Origin of the sequence: Lysobacter sp. ESA13C (assembly GCF_019970005.1) — a bacterium.
In the GTDB taxonomy this organism is placed as follows: domain Bacteria; phylum Pseudomonadota; class Gammaproteobacteria; order Xanthomonadales; family Xanthomonadaceae; genus Lysobacter; species Lysobacter antibioticus_B.
The window spans coordinates 71,732-90,832 of the sequence record NZ_JAHXYK010000016.1; the positions used below are offsets into that span (position 1 = coordinate 71,732).

Annotated in this window: 15 protein-coding genes; 5 read left to right on the forward strand and 10 right to left on the reverse strand. The window is 67.5% G+C overall.

What is annotated here, in order from left to right:
- The first annotated feature begins 27 nt into the window (after nt 1–27).
- Entirely contained in the window at nt 28–1,155 is a 1,128-nt protein-coding gene (locus LC490_RS23590) for a GNAT family N-acetyltransferase (protein WP_223621822.1), read from the forward strand.
- Here LC490_RS23590 and LC490_RS23595 read toward each other — a convergent pair.
- From LC490_RS23595 to LC490_RS23635, 9 genes are all read right to left on the reverse strand, one after another.
- Nucleotides 1,152–2,297 (reverse strand): glycosyltransferase, encoded by a 1,146-nt coding sequence (locus LC490_RS23595; RefSeq protein WP_223621823.1) that lies wholly within the window; start codon nt 2,295–2,297, stop codon nt 1,152–1,154. The genes LC490_RS23590 and LC490_RS23595 overlap by 4 nt on opposite strands.
- The gene (locus LC490_RS23600) at nt 2,294–3,928 is read right to left on the reverse strand and encodes a hypothetical protein (RefSeq protein ID WP_223621824.1); all 1,635 of its coding nucleotides are present in this window, start codon (nt 3,926–3,928) and stop codon (nt 2,294–2,296) included. The genes LC490_RS23595 and LC490_RS23600 overlap by 4 nt, the downstream gene beginning before the upstream one ends.
- Nucleotides 3,915–5,360: a WecB/TagA/CpsF family glycosyltransferase gene (locus tag LC490_RS23605; RefSeq protein WP_223621825.1), complete on the reverse strand. Its 1,446-nt coding sequence runs from the start codon at nt 5,358–5,360 to the stop codon at nt 3,915–3,917. The genes LC490_RS23600 and LC490_RS23605 overlap by 14 nt, the downstream gene beginning before the upstream one ends.
- Nucleotides 5,357–6,499 carry a glycosyltransferase gene (locus LC490_RS23610; RefSeq protein ID WP_223621826.1) on the reverse strand — a complete coding sequence of 381 codons (1,143 nt, stop codon included), beginning with the start codon at nt 6,497–6,499 and terminating at the stop codon, nt 5,357–5,359. Before LC490_RS23610 ends, LC490_RS23605 begins: the two co-directional genes overlap by 4 nt.
- Nucleotides 6,496–7,827, reverse strand: coding sequence for a VpsF family polysaccharide biosynthesis protein (locus tag LC490_RS23615; protein WP_223621827.1), 1,332 nt, complete (start codon nt 7,825–7,827; stop codon nt 6,496–6,498). Before LC490_RS23615 ends, LC490_RS23610 begins: the two co-directional genes overlap by 4 nt.
- Nucleotides 7,824–8,939 carry a glycoside hydrolase family 5 protein gene (locus LC490_RS23620; RefSeq protein WP_223621828.1) on the reverse strand — a complete coding sequence of 372 codons (1,116 nt, stop codon included), beginning with the start codon at nt 8,937–8,939 and terminating at the stop codon, nt 7,824–7,826. Before LC490_RS23620 ends, LC490_RS23615 begins: the two co-directional genes overlap by 4 nt.
- 74 nt (nt 8,940–9,013) lie before the next feature.
- Nucleotides 9,014–10,513, reverse strand: coding sequence for a hypothetical protein (locus tag LC490_RS23625; RefSeq protein ID WP_223621829.1), 1,500 nt, complete (start codon nt 10,511–10,513; stop codon nt 9,014–9,016).
- Nucleotides 10,514–11,209, reverse strand: a complete 696-nt coding sequence (locus tag LC490_RS23630) for a polysaccharide biosynthesis/export family protein (protein WP_223621830.1) — start codon at nt 11,207–11,209, stop codon at nt 10,514–10,516. It lies immediately after the preceding gene.
- A gap of 397 nt (nt 11,210–11,606) precedes the next feature.
- The gene (locus tag LC490_RS23635) at nt 11,607–13,052 is read right to left on the reverse strand and encodes an undecaprenyl-phosphate glucose phosphotransferase (protein ID WP_223621831.1); all 1,446 of its coding nucleotides are present in this window, start codon (nt 13,050–13,052) and stop codon (nt 11,607–11,609) included.
- Between the two features lie 326 nt (nt 13,053–13,378).
- On the opposite strand from LC490_RS23635, the gene LC490_RS23640 reads away from it, so the two are divergent.
- Together LC490_RS23640 and LC490_RS23645 are read left to right on the forward strand one after the other, a co-directional pair.
- On the forward strand, nt 13,379–14,965 hold the full coding sequence (locus LC490_RS23640; protein WP_223621832.1) for an alkaline phosphatase D family protein: 1,587 nt from the start codon (nt 13,379–13,381) through the stop codon (nt 14,963–14,965).
- Between the two features lie 154 nt (nt 14,966–15,119).
- Entirely contained in the window at nt 15,120–16,025 is a 906-nt protein-coding gene (locus LC490_RS23645) for a PhzF family phenazine biosynthesis isomerase (RefSeq protein ID WP_223621833.1), read from the forward strand.
- Between the two features lie 282 nt (nt 16,026–16,307).
- Here the strand turns inward: LC490_RS23645 and LC490_RS23650 are convergent, their stop codons facing one another.
- Nucleotides 16,308–16,571, reverse strand: a complete 264-nt coding sequence (locus tag LC490_RS23650; protein WP_223621834.1) for a hypothetical protein — start codon at nt 16,569–16,571, stop codon at nt 16,308–16,310.
- 132 nt (nt 16,572–16,703) lie between these two features.
- On the opposite strand from LC490_RS23650, the gene LC490_RS23655 reads away from it, so the two are divergent.
- A complete protein-coding gene (locus LC490_RS23655; protein WP_152566013.1) occupies nt 16,704–16,982 on the forward strand; it encodes a hypothetical protein in 279 nt (92 codons plus the stop codon).
- Between the two features lie 241 nt (nt 16,983–17,223).
- Nucleotides 17,224–18,978, forward strand: a complete 1,755-nt coding sequence (locus tag LC490_RS23660) for an ABC transporter ATP-binding protein (protein WP_223621835.1) — start codon at nt 17,224–17,226, stop codon at nt 18,976–18,978.
- Nucleotides 18,979–19,101 lie beyond the last annotated feature (123 nt).

The window sequence follows — 19,101 nt, forward strand, 5'->3', positions numbered from 1 at the left end:
GACTATGTCGCGACGATCGAGACCGATGTGGCGACCGCCCTACAGCGCTGGCGCGAATGGATCGACGACGGCGCCTCGACCACCGTGTTCCAGAGCGAGCCTTGGCTGTCGGCCTGGTACGCCACCCTCGGTGCGCAGACCGGGCGCAAGCCCTTGCTGGCGAGCATCGCGCGGCGCCGCGACGGATGCGTGCTGATGGCCCTGCCCCTGGTCGCCGAACATCGCGGCGGCCTGCAGCGGATCGGGCTCGCCGATCTCGGCGTCAGCGACTATGCCGCACCGCTGCTGATGCCCGCTTGCCCCGACGATGCGTCGCAAGTCCGCGCGATGTTCGCCGCCCTGCGCAAGGCCTTGCCGCACGCCGATCTGCTGGCGATCGAGAAAATGCCCGAAACCGTCGGCGCGCGCGCCAACCCGTTGCTGCATCTGCCCGGCGTGCGCGCATCGGCCTTGTTCGGCAACCCGGCCACGGTCGGCGACGACTTCGACGCCTGGCGCTTCAGCCGCGAGAAAACCCATCGCAAGGAACTGGAACGCTCCTGGCGGGTGTTCACCCGTCATCCGGAGGCACGTTTCGAGCAAGTGTCCGACGCCGTCCAGGCGCAGCGGGTCATGGACGCATTGGAACAACAGCAACGCAGCGCGATCTCCGGCAAGGGCTGGGCCTATATCCTCGATGAGCCCGGCTATCGCGACTTCTACCGCAAGCTGGTCGACGACGGCCTCGCTTGCGGCGAGGTGGTGCTGACCGCGCTGATGGCCGGCGACGAAGTCGTGGCCGCCCTGCTCGGCCTGCGTCGCGGCGGCGAGTACGCGATGATCCGCATCGGCAGCGCCGCCGGCGAATGGCGCAGTTGCTCGCCCGGGCGCCTGATCATCGAACGCACCATGGCCGCCCTGCATGCGCAGGGCGTGCGCCGTTTCGATTTCACCATCGGCGACTACGCCTACAAGAAAGGCTTCATGCCCGAGCAACTGGACTTGTTCGATCTGGCCGTGCCGCTGTCATGGAAGGGCCGTCCGCATACCCTGTGGATCGGGCTTCGCCATCGCCTCAGGCAATGGTCGCACGCGCATCCGCGCCTGCACCGCGGGCTGGCGCAAGCGCGCGATGCCTGGACGCGCGCCCGCGCCGGGCGCAAGGCTGCGTCTTAAGCCGAACCGGTCGGGGCGATCCGCGCGAACAAGGCGAGGTATTCCTCGACGCTGCGTTCGACGGTGAACTCCAGGGCCCGCCGCGTCGCTTCGGCCTGATCGCCCGGGCGTTGCAAGCGGCTTTCGATGGCCGCGGTCATCGCCGAAACGTCGCCGACCGCGACCAGGGCGCCATAGCGGCCGTCGCCAAGAATCTCGCGCGGGCCGACCGGGCAGTCGCTGCTGATCACCGGCGTGCCGCAAGCCATCGCCTCGATCAATACGTTGCCGAAACCTTCGAACAACGAAGCCAGCACGAACACGCGCGCCTGCCGCATATAGGCATAGGGATTGGCGCGCTGGCCGAGCAGGCGCACCCGCTGGCCCAGCCCGAGTTCGTCGATCAAGGCCTGCAAGGCCGACCGCTCCGGTCCTTCGCCGATGATCGCCAGGCGTGTCTGCATCGGCATGCGCACGCCGGCGAAGGCGCGGATCAGGCCGGCGAAATTCTTCTCCGGGCTCAGGCGCCCGACCGACAGCACCAGCGGGGCGGCATCGACGCCGAACCAGGGGTCGTCGACCGCCTGATGGGCGAGCGAGTTCCAGTCGCGACGCAACACCGGGTTGGGAATGACTTCCAGCCGAGCCCGCGTGCCCTTGGCCAGGCGCGGCGCGAAGTCGTCGCGCACGCCCCGCGAGACCGCGACCACCGCGTCGGCGAGGCGATAAGCCCAGGGCATCAGGCGCAGGGTCGCGCGATAACGCGCAGAAGGATCGAGCTGCCGCATCGACGACACCGGCGCGTGCTCGGTGAGCACGACCCGGGTCGCCCCGTCCGCCCATCGCGCCGCGACCGCAGCGACGATATTGCTATGAGTCAGGGCGGATACCAGGACGTCGGGACGGCGCCGGCGCAACAGCCGAGCCAGCCGGGTCGCCGCCGACAAGGTGCGATCGGCGTCGAGCGAGATCAGCTCGATATCGCCGGCCAGCGCCCTCGCCTCGGTGTCGCCGCGATGGACGACGAAGGCCACCTCCATGCCGCGCGTGCGCAGGCCCTGGGCCAGGCGCAGCAGCGAGATCTCGGCGCCGCCGACCTTGAGCTGGGGCAGATACAGCAGCGCGGTGCGCATGCGCGAGGCGCCGGCAGCGTGCGGGCTCATTCGCCGGCTCCGCCCGGCGAGCGCCAACCGCGGCAGCGCAGCTTGCGGCCGAGCTCGTGCAGATTGAACACGTAACGTTTGCCGTCGACGAGCGTGCGTTCGCCCCAGGACGACACGGTGTGCAAGCCATGCGGATTCGGCCCGCGCGGATCGGGACGGCAACGGCGTACCACCTGTTCGCGATAGCGCCGCGGCGTACACACCTCGATGCGGTTGATCGCGATGGCCGCACCGTAGCCCGCGCTGCAGTCCTGCGCCGGCCGATACAGCGCGCCTTGGTGCAAGAACGGCGTGCCGGCCGGGCGCGAGCTGCAATGATCGAGCTTGACCGGATGCAGCGCATGCGGATGCCACGGCCCGCTCAGGTCTTCGGCGTAACTCAGGCACAGATTGTCGAAGGCGCCCAGGCCGAGATCGGTATAGGCCAGCCAGAACAGGCCCTCGTGCCGAAACAAGCTGGCATCGGCGGCGGCGACACCGTCCAGCAACACCGCCACCGGCCGCCATTCGCCGTCGGCCTCGATCCGGTACAGCTCGCAACGGCGGTTCGCCGAGGTTTCCGGGATCGCGTACAGGCCGCCGTCGTGCTCGAACAGATACGGATAGGACAGATGCATCGGCAACTGCAGCCGCGCCGGCCCGGCCCGGACGATGCGGTCGCCGCGATCGAGTTCGATCGCCTCGATGCGGCCGAGTCCATCGCGATAGTCGTAGACCTCGCAATACAGACGGTGGCGGTCGCCGGGAATGCCGAAAGGATCGGCGCGGTAGTGGGTCGAGCCGCGTCGGCCGAGCCAGCGGATCTTCGAGGCCAGCGGCGTCTGGATCAGCTCGTGGATCGGCGCATCGATCACCCCGATCATCCAGCTTTCGCTGAGCCAACGCGCCACCAGCCGGCGCCGCCAGGCCAAGGCCCTGCCGCGCAAGCCGCGCACCGCTCGCCGCAACGGCGTCGGCGCAGGCTGCGGTGCGAATGCCGCCGTCGTGGGCAGTGCCGCGCCGACGATCAGTTCCTGCACCGCGCCGCGCAGCAGGGTCGCCACTTCGCCATAGATGCGCTCGAACGAACGCGGATAGTCCGGGTCGGCGAAAAAGCGTACGGCATCGAGCACGCTGGCGCCGTCGCGCACCAGCAACAGTTCCCCGCCGAGACCGGCGCTGATCGCCGCGTGACAGGGCCAGGCCGCGGCGAGATGGATGCCCTGCGCATCCAGCGGCTGCCACACGCCATGCCGACTGGCGGCGCGCCAGGCCTGCCATTGATCGCCCGCAGCCGAATCGATGCCGGCCAGGTCGATCACCGCGTCCCAGCACGAATCGCCGGGCGATTGCAGGTCCGCCGACGGTGCCGGCGTCTCGGCGAGCATCGCGGTCGCGCGTTCGAGCCGGCTCCAATCGGGCCGATAAGAATCCGCCACGCGGACACGGCGCACGTCGACCTGCACGCCGGGAATGCTGCCGAGGGCGGCGCGCGCCAGCTTCTGCCAGGCGCGATGACGATCCGCCGGCAGCAGCACCGCGATCCGCAACCTTGCCGCAGCCTGGGCGGAGTCGGCTTCGAGCGGGTCCGGGCGCCGATTGACCGGACGGCCCGCCGACTCGCTCGCCGGCCTGGATTCAGAGTCGATCATGCAAGGCGCGTGGCAGATGAGAGCGATGTTTGTTGAGGATGGAGCCGAACACCTGGGCGTTGACCGCGGCGAGATCGTCGAGCAGCTTGCGGATCGCCGAAGCGCGCGTGACCTCGGCTTCGACCACCACGATCACGCCGCTGGCGCGGGCCGCTGCGACCAGGCCGAACGCCGGCTTGGCGTCGACCACGATCTCGTCGAAGCGCTCGCACAGACCGCTCCACACCGAGGCGTCTTCGATCGCCGCGTAATTGTCCTGATAGCCACGGGCGTCGCTGGACAGCCGGGCATGGGTGACATCGCCGTTCGCATCGTCGTCGTAAGCGGCCGTAATCGAAGCGCCGGCGCGATCCAGCGCTTCCTCGACCAGGCTGGGCCAGGCGCGCTCGCGGTCGAGGTCGTCGGACAACAGCAGGACCTTGCGCTTGCGCAGGCGTGCCGAGGCTTCGGCGTAGGCCCGTGCCAGCGAGCTGACGCCCTCGCCCGGGCGCGCGGCGATGAATTGCACGATGCGCCGGCCGCCGCCCGCCATCTGCGCATCGAGGCGCTGCACCAGGCCGGCCATGCGTTGCTGGGGCTGCGCAAACAAGGGCTCGGCATCGAAGGACATGGACGAGCACTCCCTGGGATTTCCATCGGTATCGACGCCGAGCGCAGCCGCGCCCAAGGTTTCGCGCTCGTCGCCGCTGTCGCAGGCCAGGCGCAGCACCCGCCACAGGAACCGACCGCCGCCGAGCACGTAGCGACGCCATAACCGGCGCGGCTCCTTGAGCAATCGGTACAGCCATTCCAGGCCGATGCGCCGCAGCCATCGCGGTGCGCGAGGGAAACGTCCGGCCATGAAATCGAGGATTGCGCCGCCATTGACGATCAGCGCCGGCTGTTCGAGTTCGCCGGCCAGGCGCGCGGCGATGCGTTCCTGGCGCGGCATGCCCATGCCGAGAATCACCAGGTCCGGACGCGCGGCGGCGATGGTCGCCACGCAACGGTCCTCGCCGCCGAAGCCGTCGATCGAGCAGACCACGTCCAGGCCCTGCTCGCGCAGTCGCTGCACGGCGCGTTCCAGATACGGCTGGTCGGTGCCCGCCACCGCGACGCGTCGGCCGGCAAAGGCCGCGACCAGTTGCGGAATCAGGTCGGTGCCGTTCATGTTCAAGCCCGGTGCGCGCGCGAGCAGGCGCAGGCAAGCGGCCATGCCGACCCCGTCGCGCAGCAACAGCTCGCTGCGCAGCAAATCCTCGCAAAAGGCCGGATCGGTCCAGGCCAGATTGAAGGCGTGCTGGTTGAGGAACGACACCACGGCGGTGCGCTTGGGCCGGCGCAGTTCGTCGATCAAGCGCCGCTGCCGACGCGAGTCGGCGACGATGTCGAGACGATCGAGCAATGCCCGGATGCGCGGCATCGCCGCGACGGAGTCGTGTTTGTCTGTCATGCGAAGGCGCCTTCCGCGCGTAATTCTTCATAGATCGCGGCGACCTCGCGGGCCATCGCCAGGTCGGAGTAGCGTTCGCGCTGGCGTTGCAGACCAACCCGCGCCATCGCCTGGGCGCGCCGCGGTTGCTCGATCAAGGTGGCCACGGCGTAGGCGAAAGCGCCGGCATCGCCTGGCTCCACCAACAGGCCGGCGCGGCCGTTGCCCAACACTTCCGGAATGCCTTCGTTGTCGGTGGCGACCACCGGCAGCCCGACCGCGAGCGCTTCGATCAAGACCATCGGCAGGCCTTCGCCGTACAGGCTCGGCAAGGCGAACAGATCGATCCGCGCCAGCTCGGCGCCGATGTCGCGGGTAAAACCGGTCCAGACGATGTGCTCGGCCACGCCCTGGGCCTTGGCGTACGCCAGCACCTGCTGCCGGTAGGCCTCGCTCTCGAAACCGCCGACCGCGCGCAAGCTCACCGGCCGGCCGGCGGCGCGCAAACTCGCCAAGGCCTCGATCAAGACCTCGATGCCCTTGCGCGGGCGGAACAAGGCGACCATGCCGAGTACCCATTGCGACTGCGGCGGCCGCCACTCGCGCACCTCGGCGACCGCCGGCACGCCGTTGGCGACGGTGCGAATCAGACCGTCCTCGTAACCGATCCGGCGCAAATAGTCGCGGGTGCTGTCGGAGACCGCGATCAAACGGTCGGCGCGCCGCAGGCTGAAGTGCTGGATCGCGCTGTTGATGCGGTTGCGCACGGCGCTCTCGGTGTCGCGGTCGGTGCGGCTGTGGACGTGGTGCACCATCGGCTTGGAGGCGCGGTGGGCGGCGAAACGGCCGATCAGCGCCGAGCGCGCGGTATGCGTATGCAGCAGGTCGTAGCCGCCCTCGCGCAACAGCCGCGCCACCTCGCGGGCCGGCTTGAAATCCAGGCGCGAACGCATCGGCACGGTCGTCAACGCGCTGCCGCTCGATTCGCGCACCCGTTCGAAGGCGCCGGCCTTTAGGCAGGCGAAATCGACCTGCCAGCCGAACCTGGGCAATTGCTGGGCGAGCAGATCCTGCACGCGTTCGGCGCCGGCGTAATGCTCGCCATTGATCAAGTACAAGGCCCGGCCCGGGCGCGGCGTTGCGTTGACGATGCCGCTCATGCGCGGGCTCCGATACGTGAGAATGCTTGCCGCGGCGCGATGCGGCGTTCGGCTGCGGCAGCGTGTGCGCCGAGCGCGCGATAACCGGCGACGCCGCACAGCACCGCGAACAACAAGGTCAGGGCGCTGGTCTTGGAGGCCAACGAGTTGGTGGTCGAGGCGGTGACGAGAAACACCAGCAAGGTCCAGCGGCCCCCGCTGCCGGCGCGTCGCCACAGCAGCCAGAGCGCGCAGAGCAGGCCGAGCGCGAACACGGCGAAACCGAACACGCCCAGTTGCAGCAGCATGAACAGCCAGAAATTCTCGATCGCCTCCAGGTTGGCGCTGAGACCGACCCGCGCCGAGACCGCGTGGATCTGCGCTGGCGAGATGCCGAACAAGACATCGAAGCGGTCGAGATGATCGAAGACGCTGAAGATGCGCAGACGCACCGTGGCGCTGTCGTCCAGGTACAGCCCCTCGAAGATGCGTGCACCCAACCCGCTGCGCCAGACCAGGGCCATCGCCATCGGCAAGGCCAACAGCACCGCGATCGACGCGCCGACGATGTGCAGATAGCCATAGCGCCCGGCACGCAGCCCGTGCAACGCACCCCAAGCGGTATAAGCCAGCAAGGCCAGCGTGGTCAGCACGAAACTGGTGCGTCCGCCGAAGGCGAGCAAGGCCAGCACCAGGAACACAATCAGCGAGGCGCGCCACAGCGGCGACATCGGCCGGTCGAGCGAGGCCAACAGGACGATGCTGGTGATCAGCGCGTTCTCGAGCGGATGGCCCAGCAACGCGGTGGCGCGGAATTTGTCCTCGATGACCGGTACGCCGCCGGCGACCGTATACGGCACCAGGTGATGTTGCACGACGGCTTCGACCAGGCCGAGCGCGGCATTGGCGGTCACCATGATCAGGATCAGGCGGAACAGGCCGCGCAGTTGCGCAGCGTCCAGGCGCAGCAGGATCAGGGCGATCGCCGCCGGCATCATCAAGGTGTCGATGAAGAAGGCCGAACCGGATGCGCCGTAACGCAGTAGCGAATAGACGAAGCCCGACAGCATCGCAAGCAGGTACAGGCCCAGCAGAGGCTGCCCGGCGAGGCGGCGCAGCAAGGCGACGAGCGGATTGCCCTGCCCGGCCAGCGACAAGGCCAGCGCGATCGTCAGCAGATAGCTGCCGGGATGCAGCTTGAACACGAAGCTGCCATAGGGCGCGTCGTAAGGAATGCCGATCACCGTCAACAAGGCCGGCGACAGGCACAGGTAGGCCAGCAGGCTCAGGACCAGGAACACGCAGCTGGCACGGTCGAAGGCGCTTCCTTGGCCGTCGTACGCCTTCATCGTGCGCGCCGGCCCTGCTCCAACCGGCCCTGCTCCAGCCTGCCCAGTCCCAGTGCGCGCAACGCCGGTGCCTCGAGCTCGCCGCGCTCGCGGCCTTCGGTGTTGCTGCCGCTGGCGATGCCGAAATCGTCGGCATAGTTCCACAGCGACCAGCCCCAGCCGTTGCTCTCGGCGAGGGCCCGCACGTCGCCGATCCAGGCATAGCGCGACGCCGGGTCGACGCCGTCGCGGATCACCCCGAACTCGCCGCAATGCACGCGCACGCCGTGCTCGCGCGCCCAGGCCGTCAGCGGCCGCCATTGCGCGGCGATGCGCCGGCGGTTCCAACCGCTCCGGAAATACTCGGCGAGCTCGTCGGTGGCGCGTTCGGCCGCGACCTTGCCGTCGCTGCGCGGCAGCTTGAGCCGCGCCTGCAGCGCCGGATAGCGCACGCCGCGCCAGTGTCCGGCGGTGGTCCAACGGTCGCCTTGCATCCAGCTCGCGCCCTGGTGGGTGAAGATGTAAGGCAGGTAGTAATGGAAGCTGTAGATCAGGTTCGGATCGTCGAGCGGATCGAGTTCGACCAGGCCTTCCAGGCTGCCGCCCTTGCGGCCGCTGACGATCAGCGCATGCGCCGGCAACACCTCGCGCACCGCGCCGACCAGGCGCTGCTGATATCGGCTCCACAGATAGCCGCCGGCGATGCCGTAATAGCCCGGTTCGTTGAACAACTCGAAAACGACCCGTTTGGTCGGCGTGCGCTTGAACTCGCCGGCCAAGGTTCGCCACATCGCGATATAGCCGTCCGACCACTGCGACTCGGCTTCGATCGCCTGCTTGGTCTGCTCGTTAGGATGCAGGTCGACGATCACGTCGAGCCTCGCCTCCAGCGCCGCGTCGACCGCGCTGCGCAAGCGCGCCAGTCCGCTCAGCTGGGGCCCGCGCTGCGGCGCCCAACCCAGCGCGACCGGATCGACCGGCAGGCGCACGTGGTCGAAGCCGGCCTCGTGCAGCTTGCGCAGCTCCTGCGCCGTCACCGGCGGCCCGCCGCTGGCTTCGAGCCAACGGCTCAGGTTGACACCGCGTTGCAGCGACTGAGCATTCGTCGCCGTGGCGATCATCAGCCCGACCATCAGACATGCGAGACGGAACGCCCGTCCCGGGGCCGTATGGCGGTGTCGATGCCGCGTCGGCGCGCTCGCCGCGCTCATCCGCGTTCCACCATGGGCACGGTCGCCAGCACCGGCAGGCCGAAGCTGCGTTCCAGCTTCTCCGGCGAAAGGAAGCTCGAACGCAGCGCTTCCGACAGGAAGGCGACGATCAGGGCCACGCCGAGGCTGAGAAAGAAGCCGATCGCCAGGATCGGCAAGCGCACGCTCTTGGGTTTGAGCGGCCAGCTCGCGGCCTGCAACACGCTGACGCTGGTGCGCTGTTTCCGGTCGCGCGCCTCGGCGATGCGCGCGCTTTCGAGCTTGCGCGCGTAGTTGGCGTAGCTGTCTTCGAGCAGTTTCTGCTCGCGGGCGAGGCCGGCGAATTCGGATTGCTGGCGGGTCAGTTCGGCGGCGCGGCGTTTGAGCTGGTCCAGGCGTTCCTGCAAGGCTTTGCGGCTGCCGGCGAGCGCGGACTCGTCCGAGGTCGCGCGCAGCAGATCCAGCTCGGCGGCTTCGCGCACCGGGTTGCGCCCGGTGCGTACCGTGGTCGGCGGCGTGCGGCGTTGCTGTTGGATGAAGGACTCGGCCTTGGACACGTCCTTGCGCGCATTCACCACCAGCGGGTTGTCGTCGAGATAGCGCGAACTCAGCCCCTGCTCTTTCAACTGCAGGTCGAGCAACTGGCGCGGGATCTGCGGGTCGCCGAGGGTTTCGCTGAACTGGACCAGGTTGGCCGGGGTCTTGCTGGCGATCTGCTTGAGGGTCTTGGCGCGCGCATTGGCGATGCCGGCCTGCTGGCTGGTCTCGTTGAGGCGGGTTTCCAGGTCGTTGCCCTGCTGCACCATCAAGCCGAGCTGCTGCTCGTAATTGACGATGCCGTGCGCCTGCTTGAACTCGGCCAGGCGCTTCTCCGCATCTTTCAAGCGCAGCTCGACCCCGGCGACCTGGCCTTCGAGGAAACGCACCTGGTCGTCGGAGAAGATCGCGCGGCGGCGGTCGAGATAAGTCGCGACCAGGGTACGCAGCGCCGACTGGGCGATGGCCGGGTCGGGATGGGTGAAGCGCAACTGGATCACCGTCGCGCCCTTGAGCAATTGCGCGTCGAGGTTCTCGCGGAACAGTTCGACTGCCTGGTCGAGCTTCGGCCGGCGCGCGTCGTCTTTCTGCTGGGCGATCGAGGGATACAAGCGTCCCATCCCGATCCGCACGACCACTTCGCGGATCAGATCGCGGCTGGCCAGGATTTCGTTCTCGGCGCTCAGCGCTTCGCTGCGGTCGAACATCAGCGGCGTGGCGCCGCCGCTGCCGTTGCCTTCGGAGGTGTCGGCGACGTAGACGTATTCATGCCCGAGCCGGACCAGGAGGCTGGCATCGGAGACGTAACGCGTGGTCGGCAGCAAGGAGGCGATCAGCACCAGGGCGAAGCTGATCGCGAACGCGAGCCCGATCCGGCGCCGGTCCCTGAAGGCGGTGCCGAGCAACTCGCGCAGCGAAAACGCCGAGGAAGGTCGCGAATGGGATGGGACTGTGAAGGCGTCCTGCGATGCGCTGTCCATTCAGTAGCCCGAGCGATTGTCGTTGAGGTCGTAGGAGAAGCCGACGTTCACCGGCAGGTTCCGGCGGATGTACTGGTCGATCCACTTGTTCAGGCGCGACACGTGCGAGGGCACCGCCAACACCACGTCGAAGGGCTGCAGCAGCGGGTCGTTGGCGGCGTCGGCGCCTTGGCGGGACTGCGAGGCGACATCGACCCGGATCACTTGGGCGCGGCCGTCGTCGCCGCGGCGCAGGATCACCACGCGGTTCGCTGCGGCGGTGTCGCGCAGGCCCTGGGCGACGATCAAGGCCCGCATCACCGTCAGCGACGGCAACAGCGGCTGTGCACCGGGACGCCCGACTTCGCCGCCGACGAAGACCTGCTGGCGGGCGAAGCCCTTCTCCACTTCCACCGATACCTCCGGCTGGCGCAGGCTGCCGGCATAGGCCCGTTTGAGCGCCACGGCGAGTTCGGCCGGAGTGAGTTCGGCGGCCGGCACTTCGCCGACCAGTTGCAGGTGGATGCGGCCGTCGGGCCGCACCGTCACGTTCTCGTTGAGCTCGGGCACATAGAAGAACTTGAGCGCGAGTTCGTCGCCCGGCGCGATGCGGTAGGCGGTCGAGTTCGATGCGGCACCTGGCGTGGACACGGTGCCGGGCGCGGCGTGCTCGGCGATTTGCGCCGCCGCGGACAGCGGCAGGATGAGCAACAACAACGCAAGACACACCCGATGAAACCCAGACACCGGTCGCGATAGTGTGTAACGAAGCACATCTGCATACGCCGCGACGGCCTGCATCCCTGCCCTGTTTCCGTGTTCGATCGGCGCTGGTCGGCCGGTCTTCCGGAAGCGTTTGCTCATGCCTTCAATCCTGACCTGACAACATACATTGCGAACGTCCAGTAACATACTGATTAATAACTAGTATATGCCGCCATCCGTCGCGATGCGGAACTTCATCGCGGAATGCATTATGTGACGTACATCACGAATATGCGGACCTTAGCATCCCCGTGTCGAGATCGGGCGAAGACCGTCTGGCGCGATGCTCGATCGCCGATCAGGCTGCTGAACGAGCAACCGTTCGATGCCCGATCTTCGGTGCAGGGTTTCAATAAGCCGCTTCGGCCGAGAGCACCGCCGGCACGGTGCGCAGCAGGATCGACAGGTCCAGCCACAGAGACCAGTTCTCGATGTATTCCAGGTCGTACTCGACGCGCTTCTGGATCTTTTCGAGGGTGTCGGTTTCGCCGCGATAGCCGTTGATCTGGGCCAGACCGGTGATGCCGGGCTTGACCCGATGGCGAGCGACGTACTCCTCCACCGCGTCCTCGAACAGCACGTTCGCCGCCTTGGTCGCGGTGGCGTGCGGGCGCGGCCCGACCAGGGACATGCTGCCGCCGAGCACGTTGAACAGCTGCGGCAGTTCGTCGAGGCTGGTCTTACGGATGAAACGGCCGACCCGGGTCACGCGCGGATCGTCGCGACCGGTCTGGCGCTCGGCGTGCGCGTCGCGCAGGTGGTGATGCATCGAACGGAACTTGTAGACCTCGATCAGGCGCTGGTTGTAGCCGTAGCGCTTCTGTCGGAACAGCACCGGCCCAGGCGAATCGAGCTTGACCGCGACCGCGACCAACAGCAGCAAGGGCGACAAGGCGAGCAACGCCAGCGAGGACAGGATCAGGTCTTCGCACCGCTTATAGACCGGCGACCAACCCTGCAGCGGCGGCTCGGCGACGACGAACATCGGCACCCCGCCGACCGGCACCATGCTGCGATGGGCGAAGCGGAAGGTGCTCATGTCGGGGATCAGCAGCACCTGCACCGACAAGCGGCGCAGACGCTGGGCCAGGGCCTCGTTGCGGCCCTGCGCACCGGCCGGCAAGGCCACCAGGATCTGGTCGACGCGGCCGTCCCGGACCAGGCCTTCCAGCGCATCCAGGCCGCCCAGGTGCGGCAGCGACGGCGGCGGCGCTTCGCGCAGGCGATGCACGGCGCGATCGTCGATGTAGCCGATCAGGCCCGAGACCACGTCCGGGCGGTGATGGACATGATCGGCCAGACGCATGGCGTTGTCGGTCATGCCCAGGATCACCGAGCGCTGGATGAAATGGCCCTGGCGAATGCGCCGCTGGAAGAAGGCCAGCATCGCCATCCGGCTCAACACGAAGCCGGCCAGGCTGAGCCCGTACCACAGCGACAGCAGCTCCAGCGGCACCGCGGCGATGAAGCGGAACAGCAGGTGCAGCAGCACCATCAGGCCGAACGAAGCGCTCCAGGCGATGAAGGTGCGGCGGATCAGCAACAGGTTGCTGAACATGTCGCGGCCATACATGTCGAAGCTGTTGAACACCAGCAGGCACAACAGCCCGGAGAGCATCGACATCGCCAGATAACTGCGCACCGCGACGGCCTGATCGACCTGCAGCAAGGCCACCACCAGCACGCTGGGCGCCGCGGCGACGACGAAATGGATCAGGCGCGCCATCGCTACCGTGTAGCGGATCGCCGTCGGCTTGGCGAAGGCGAATATGGCGTTGGAAAACGGAAGTCGCATCTTGAATCGCAATGCCCACTGCAGACGGGAACAGGGGCATACGGCGGTCGACGTCCCTGCCAATGTGCTCCAGGCTCGGATTCTGTGGGGCCAATGTGTGACGAGATCGCGAAGAAATTGCCGAGATTCGTCACGTTCTAATGTGCTTCGAAATACATTGATCGATGCAGCACGCGCCCGATACGGCGCGGCCTCGCCGATGAATACGCTGAACTCGCCGCGAGTGTTCGCGTCGTCGCCGAGCGCATCGCGATGCGGATGTGCTTAGCCACACGCCTGCCATATGCGGACGTTAGGGTTTCGCCACCTCGTGCCGAGCCAGCGCCATGCACGCCAACGATCCGCATCGTCGTCGTTTCCTCGTCCGTTCCGGCAACGCCCTCGGGCTCGCCGCCGCCAGTTGGGCCCTGCCCGCCGGCGCCGCGCCGGCCATCCTCACCGCCGAGTCGGCGCGTCCGCGCCTCGACTACGGCATCCAGTTCGGCGACGTCGGCGCACGCCAAGCGACGGTCTGGGCGCGCAGCGACCGCGCCTCGCGCATGTGGGTGGAAGTCGCCGACAACGAAGCTTTCCGTCGCGCCCGTTCGCTGCGCGGTCCGCTCGCGAGCGCCGCCTCCGACTACACCGCCCGCCTCGATCTGCCGTTGCCCCACGGGCCCGCGCAACGCTTCGTGCGGGTCGCCTTCGAGGACGCACGCAGCGGCATACGCAGCGCCTGGACCGAAGGCCGCCTGCGCAACGCGCCGCAGGGGCGCGCCGATGCGCGCCAGATCCGCTTCGTCTGGGGCGGCGACGTCGCCGGCCAGGGCTGGGGCATCAACCGCGAATTCGGCGGCATGCGCATCTTCGAAGCGATGCGCCTGCGCGACCCCGACTTCTTCCTGAACTCGGGCGACACGGTCTATGCCGACGGCCCGATCCAGGCCGAAGTCGCGGCCGAGGACGGCCGCGTGTGGCGCAACCTGGTCGCCGAAGGCGTGCACAAGGTCGCCGAGACGCTCGACGAATACCGCGGCCGCTATCGCTACAACCTGCACGACGACAACCTGCGCCGCTTCGCCGCGCAGGTGCCGCAGCTGTGGCAGTGGGACGACCACGAAGTCGTCAACAACTGGTCGGCGTCGAAGGACCTTAGCGCCGACGCCCGCTACACGGTCAAGGACGTCGCGGTGCTGGCGCGCCGCGCCCGCCAGGCCTTCCTGGAGTATTCGCCGCTGCGCCTGGACTGCGGCAGCGAACGCACGCGTATCGACCGCGTGGTCCGTTACGGCCCGCAGCTCGACGTGTTCATGCTCGACATGCGCAGCTATCGCGGGCCCAACACCGCCAACCTGCAGCCCGGGCCGGACGCCGACACCGCCTTCCTCGGCCGGCGCCAGTTGCGCGAGCTCGCCCAGGGCCTGCGCCAATCGCGCGCGACCTGGAAGATCGTCGCCGCCGACATGCCGCTGGGCTTGCTGGTGCCCGACGGCGTCGACGCGCAGGGACGTGCGCGCTGGGAAGCCGTGGCCAACGGCGACGACGGCCTGCCGCGCGGACGCGAACTCGAATTCGCCGAACTGCTGCGCGCCATTCGCGAGGTGCGCAACGTGGTCTGGCTGACCGCCGACGTCCACTACTGCGCCGCGCACTACTACGACCCGGGTCGCGCCGCGTTTCAGGACTTCTCGCCGTTCTGGGAGTTCGTCGCCGGCCCGCTCAATGCCGGCTCGTTCGGCCCCAATGGATTGGACGGCACGTTCGGCCCGCAGGTGGTGTTCCAACGCGCCGCCCCTAAGGCGAACGCCTCGCCTTTCGCCGGCTACCAGTTCTTCGGCGAAGTGAACATCGATGCCGATAGCTCGGCATTGACCGTGGACCTGCGCGGGCTCGACGGCGTCAGCGTGTTCAGCAAGCGCCTGCAGGCGCAGTGACCGGCGCCCGCACGGCTTAGGCGCCGCTCGCACGCGCGAGCGCGCGCCCGGATGCGGCGGCCGCGGGTTGGAACGCAGCGATGCGCCGGCCGCCGTGGCGGCGGAGGAAGGCTGCGCTTAGGATGCTTGGCCAGCTTCCGGAGCCGAGCCCGCCATGACCGACTTGCGTGTGTACCAGATCGACGCCTTCACCCGGCAGCGCTACCAAGGCAACCCGGCCGGCGTGGTCGCCAACGCCGAAGGGCTCAGCGACGAACACATGCAGTTGATCGCGCGCGAACTCAACAACTCCGAGACCGCCTTCATCCTGCCGGCCGAAGCCGCCGACCACGACCTGCGCGTGCGTTTCTTCACGCCGACCACCGAAGTGCCGGTCTGCGGCCATGCCACCGTCGCCGCCCACTTCGTCCTCGCCCTCGAACGCGGCCTGCCGGCGAAGCCCTGTCGGCAACTGACCGGCGCCGGCATCCAGGTCATCGAGACCCTGCGCAGCGACGACGGCTTTCGCATCGCCATCGAACAGAACCGGCCGAGCTTCGAGCCGAAACTGTCGCGCACGCTCGCCGCCGAAGTCGCGGCGGCCCTCGGCGTCGACGCCCGCGCCCTCGACCCGCGTTGCCCGGTGCAGTTCGTCTCCACCGGCCACGGCAAGTTGCTGATCGGCCTGCGCGAGCTCCGGCAATTGCAGGCGCTGGTACCGGACGCCGCGCAGTTGATCGCGCTCGGCCCCAAGGTCGGCGCCAAGGGTTTTTTCGTCTTCAGTTTGGACAGTGAAGACGATGCCCTGACTCATGGCCGCATGTTCGCGCCGGCGATCGGCATCGCCGAAGACCCGGTCACCGGCAATGCCAACGGCCCGCTCGGCGCCTATCTGGTCAAGCACGGTTTGCTCGAAGCCCGCGACGGCGTCGCCCGGTTCCGCGCACGCCAACAAGCCGGCAACGGCCGCGGCGGCCAGATGGACGTGACCGTCCGGGTCGAACGCGGCGAGCCGAGCGGCGTGCGCATCGAGGGCGATGCGGTGACCTGCTTCTGGGCGACCTTGCCGCGCACGTTCTGAGGCGCGTCGATAGCGTCTTTCGGGTTGCTCCGCCATAGCCGGCGGCGAAAGAACCCGGCAAAGCAAATCCCCCCAGCCCCCTCTTTCAAAGGGGGGAGCAGTCATGCAGCTTGGACCAGACCGGATATCGCCCCTCTCGCCGAATTACCCCCGTTTGGAAAAGGGGGGCTGGGGGGATTTGCTCTTGTCGCCATAAAGTCGCCCTGGAGCAGATCGCCTCAGCTTTCATCGGCGAGCGGATCGATGCCCCGCCAATCGATGGTCGCGCAGGACCTCGATAGCCTACGCCGCAAACCGCGATGGTTTCGACATATCGAGCGATCCGAAATCGACTGATCCGAATTGGCGCTGCCGCCGCCGAAACGATTCGGCGTGCACTTGCAATCGGAAACTGAGACGCAGCGCGTGAAGGCCGTCGCTTCTCGACCATCGCGCTTCGCGATTTTCCATATCCTTATTGCCGACGTCGGTCACGGATCGATAATTGGCGAATTTCCCCGGTAAAAAAGCAATTTCCGCATACTCGATAAAGCCGTCGAAAGGCATTCACGCGGCAATCACGATCCGGATTCTGTGACCATGCACGAACGATAATGCGATATGCATCGCTACTTCGATCGACAAACTCGCTGAGTCGTTGACCGCCCTGACAACAGGACGTAACACTGTCTGGGCAAGATGCAATCCAAGGTTTCGTCGAACAACGCCTCGCGCACTAAAAACAACAACAGCGAGCCGTTCCATTCCGATCCGTCCGCACTCCGCCGCATGGAATGCGCGACGATATTATTCGTGACACGGAGCAAGTCGATTGAAAAACCCCAGCGCTATCGCCGCGGGATCGGTCCTACCCACGATCCCATCGATTCGGATCCTTCCACCGCAGGCGCCCATGCGCTCGGCCCGGTCGAACGGCACCGTGCCCGAACCTTGTCCGGGATGATCTGTCCGGAATGATCTGTCCGGAATGATCGGCAGGCCATAGCGCGGCGGCAGCGTCGATTCGCATCGAATCCGCTGCCGATCAAACCCTGAGCAACACAACGTGCCGATCGGCATGCGTTATGCGCGTGCCGCAAGAGTTCATCGCGCCGATTCGGTGCGCGATCGTCTGTGGCCGCAGTCCGGCCGGGCGAAGAAGACCAGCCGAAGAAAAACCAGTGCAGTCACCTCACCGCCGTCCTTTCGTGGAGTTCGCATGAGCAGTTCCTACAGCGACTTGTGGCGCCTGATCCGCACCGGCAAACCGTCCCTCGCGCTGCTGTCGCTGGCGGCGCTGACGGCGATGGCCTCGGTCGCCGGCACGCTCTGGTTTCCGATCCAGACCAAGCAACTGATCGACGATTTCGGCAACGGCGGCATCGACCCGAGCCGCATCGCGATCCTCGCCGGGATCCTGATCGCGGCCAACCTGGTCGGCGCGATTTCCGCCTATCTGCTGGCGCGGGTCGGGTACCAACTCGTCGCGCGCCTGCGCGCATCGTTGGTCGACAAACTGCTGAGGCTGCCGATCGCGTCCTTCGACAGCGAAAGCAGCGGCGAGCGGGTCAGCCGGGTGGTCCGCGATTGCGAGTCGATCTCCGAGCTGACCACGCGCCAGGCGATCAATCTGCTGACCGGCGTGCTGCTGCTCGGCGGCTCCATCGTGGTCCTGCTGCTGCTCGACGTGCGCCTCACCCTGACCTTGCTCGGCTCGATCGGCGCGGCCTTCGTGGTGATGATCCCGATCGCCTTCCTGCTCGACGGCCTGTCGCGCCGCATCCAGGACCGCACCGCGCGGCTCAGCGGCATCCTCACTCACGTGTTCCAGGAGATCCGCCTGGTCAAGGCCTTCACCGCCGAACCGCGCGAACGCGAGCGCAGCGAAGAAGAGATCGAAGGCCTCAAGCAACTCGGCTGGCGCGTGGCGCGGGTCAACGCCGCGCTGGAACCGCTTATGAGCCTGGCGATGACCCTGGCGATCATCGTGATCCTGGTCTACGGCGCTTCGCGCGTCGCCGCCGGCGAGATCACCATGGGCACGCTGACCGCCTTCATCCTGTACATCTTCAACGTCGCCAACCCGCTGGTCCAACTGACCAACTTCACCGCCGAGCTGCAGAAGGCGAAAGGCGCGTCGGGGCGGATCAGCGCGATCCTCGCCGAGCCCGAGGAAGAACCCCGCCCCGGCCGCGCCGAGCGCCGCAGCGGCGGCATGCTGGAATTCCGCAACGTCTCCTTCGGCTACGCCGGCCGCGACACCACCGTGCTGCACGGCATCGACCTGCAGTTCGCGCCGGGCACCACCACCGCCCTGGTCGGTACCAGCGGCAGCGGCAAGACCACGATCCTGTCGCTGATCGAACGCTTCTACGAGCCCAGCGGCGGCGAGATCCTCTACGACGGCCAGCCGATCTCCGGCTTCCCGCTGGTCGACTGGCGCGGCAGCATCGGCTACGTCGCCCAGAACGCGCCGATCATGCCCGGCAGCGTGCGCGACAACATCGCCTACGGCCTGGCCGGCGAATTCTCCGACGAAGCCATGCGTTCGGCCGCCGAGCGCGCCGGTGCGCTCGACTTCATCGAACGCATGCCGCTGGGCTTCGACACCGTGTTGATCGAACAGGGCAACAACCTGTCCGGCGGTCAACGCCAGCGCATCGCCATCGCACGCATGTTCCTGCGCGACCCGGACTTGCTGATTCTCGACGAGGCCACCTCCAACCTCGACAGCGAAACCGAACACCAGGTCAAGTTGGCCCTGGAATCGCTGATGCAGGGGCGCACCAACATCATCGTCGCCCATCGCCTGTCCACGGTCATGCACGCCGACCGCATCTGCTTCCTCGACAGCGGCCGGATCTCCGGCGTCGGCAGCCACGGCGAACTGATCGCCACCCACCCCTATTACGCCCGCCTGGTCGAGCGCCAGTTCCAGCGGGCGCCGGAGCCGGCCTTACTCGAAGCCGACTGACCCGAGCCGTACGACTCCGCCGACGGCCCTCGCGCCGTGCGGCTATGCCGCGCCCGGCCCGCCGGTGCGGCGCACCGAACGAAACGACATCCAGCGCTCCATCTTCAGCCCATCGGTGAGTTC